Raw genomic sequence first — 2,568 nt, forward strand, 5'->3', positions numbered from 1 at the left:
GAGTCCATCAAAACCCCTTGGGTGTTGTATGGTTAAGCCTCACGGGCAATTAGTACAGGTTAGCTCAACGCCTCACAACGCTTACACACCCTGCCTATCAACGTTCTAGTCTCGAACAACCCTTTAGGATACTTAAAGTATCAGGGAAGACTCATCTCAGGGCTCGCTTCCCGCTTAGATGCTTTCAGCGGTTATCGATTCCGAACTTAGCTACCGGGCAATGCGTCTGGCGACACAACCCGAACACCAGAGGTTCGTCCACTCCGGTCCTCTCGTACTAGGAGCAGCCCCCTTCAATCTTCCAACGCCCACGGCAGATAGGGACCGAACTGTCTCACGACGTTCTAAACCCAGCTCGCGTACCACTTTAAATGGCGAACAGCCATACCCTTGGGACCGACTTCAGCCCCAGGATGTGATGAGCCGACATCGAGGTGCCAAACACCGCCGTCGATATGAACTCTTGGGCGGTATCAGCCTGTTATCCCCGGAGTACCTTTTATCCGTTGAGCGATGGCCCTTCCATTCAGAACCACCGGATCACTATGACCTGCTTTCGCACCTGCTCGAATTGTCATTCTCGCAGTCAAGCGGGCTTATGCCATTGCACTAACCTCACGATGTCCAACCGTGATTAGCCCACCTTCGTGCTCCTCCGTTACTCTTTGGGAGGAGACCGCCCCAGTCAAACTACCCACCAGGCACTGTCCGCAACCCCGATAAGGGGTCGACGTTAGAACATCAACACTACAAGGGTGGTATTTCAAGGACGGCTCCACAAATACTGGCGTACTTGCTTCAAAGCCTCCCACCTATCCTACACATGTAGGGTCAATGTTCAGTGCCAAGCTGTAGTAAAGGTTCACGGGGTCTTTCCGTCTAGCCGCGGGTACACTGCATCTTCACAGCGATTTCAATTTCACTGAGTCTCGGGTGGAGACAGCGTGGCCATCATTACGCCATTCGTGCAGGTCGGAACTTACCCGACAAGGAATTTCGCTACCTTAGGACCGTTATAGTTACGGCCGCCGTTTACCGGGGCTTCGATCAAGAGCTTCGACCGAAGTCTAACCCCATCAATTAACCTTCCGGCACCGGGCAGGCGTCACACCGTATACGTCATCTTACGATTTTGCACAGTGCTGTGTTTTTAATAAACAGTTGCAGCCACCTGGTATCTGCGACTCTCGTCAGCTCCATCCGCGAGGGACTTCACCATCAAGAGCGTACCTTCTCCCGAAGTTACGGTACCATTTTGCCTAGTTCCTTCACCCGAGTTCTCTCAAGCGCCTTGGTATTCTCTACCCGACCACCTGTGTCGGTTTGGGGTACGATTCCTTACAATCTGAAGCTTAGAGGCTTTTCCTGGAAGCATGGCATCAATGACTTCACTACCGTAGTAGCTCGACGTCGTGTCTCAGCCTTAAGAAGAGCCGGATTTACCTAACTCTTCAGCCTACGCACTTGAACCTGGACAACCGTCGCCAGGCCCACCTAGCCTTCTCCGTCCCCCCATCGCAATTGTAAGAAGTACGGGAATATTAACCCGTTTCCCATCGACTACGCCTTTCGGCCTCGCCTTAGGGGTCGACTTACCCTGCCCCGATTAACGTTGGACAGGAACCCTTGGTCTTCCGGCGAGGAGGTTTTTCACCCCCTTTATCGTTACTCATGTCAGCATTCGCACTTCTGATACGTCCAGCATGCGTTACCACACACCTTCAACCGCTTACAGAACGCTCCCCTACCCAATGCACAAAGTGCATTGCCGCAGCTTCGGTTTACTACTTAGCCCCGTTACATCTTCCGCGCAGGCCGACTCGACCAGTGAGCTATTACGCTTTCTTTAAATGATGGCTGCTTCTAAGCCAACATCCTGGCTGTCTGAGCCTTCCCACATCGTTTCCCACTTAGTAGTAATTTGGGACCTTAGCTGGCGGTCTGGGTTGTTTCCCTCTCCACGACGGACGTTAGCACCCGCCGTGTGTCTCCCGGATAGTACTTACTGGTATTCGGAGTTTGCAAAGGGTTGGTAAGTCGGGATGACCCCCTAGCCTTAACAGTGCTCTACCCCCAGTAGTATTCGTCCGAGGCGCTACCTAAATAGCTTTCGGGGAGAACCAGCTATCTCCAGGTTTGATTGGCCTTTCACCCCTAGCCACAAGTCATCCGCTAATTTTTCAACATTAGTCGGTTCGGTCCTCCAATTGATGTTACTCAATCTTCAACCTGCCCATGGCTAGATCACCTGGTTTCGGGTCTATATCCAGAGACTGAACGCCCAGTTAAGACTCGGTTTCCCTACGGCTCCCCTAGATGGTTAACCTTGCCACTGAATATAAGTCGCTGACCCATTATACAAAAGGTACGCAGTCACACCACGAAGGTGCTCCTACTGCTTGTACGTACACGGTTTCAGGTTCTATTTCACTCCCCTCACAGGGGTTCTTTTCGCCTTTCCCTCACGGTACTGGTTCACTATCGGTCAGTCAGTAGTATTTAGCCTTGGAGGATGGTCCCCCCATATTCAGACAGGATATCACGTGTCCCGCCCTACTCGATTTCACT

General features: G+C 52.1%; 1 rRNA gene. It reads right to left on the reverse strand.

The window, feature by feature from the left end:
* Positions 1–28: 28 nt before the first annotated feature.
* Positions 29–2,568 (reverse strand): 23S ribosomal RNA (locus tag QTO06_RS25145); the annotation flags it as partial.

Origin of the sequence: Vibrio sp. M260121, assembly GCF_036533715.1 — a bacterium.
In the GTDB taxonomy this organism is placed as follows: domain Bacteria; phylum Pseudomonadota; class Gammaproteobacteria; order Enterobacterales; family Vibrionaceae; genus Vibrio.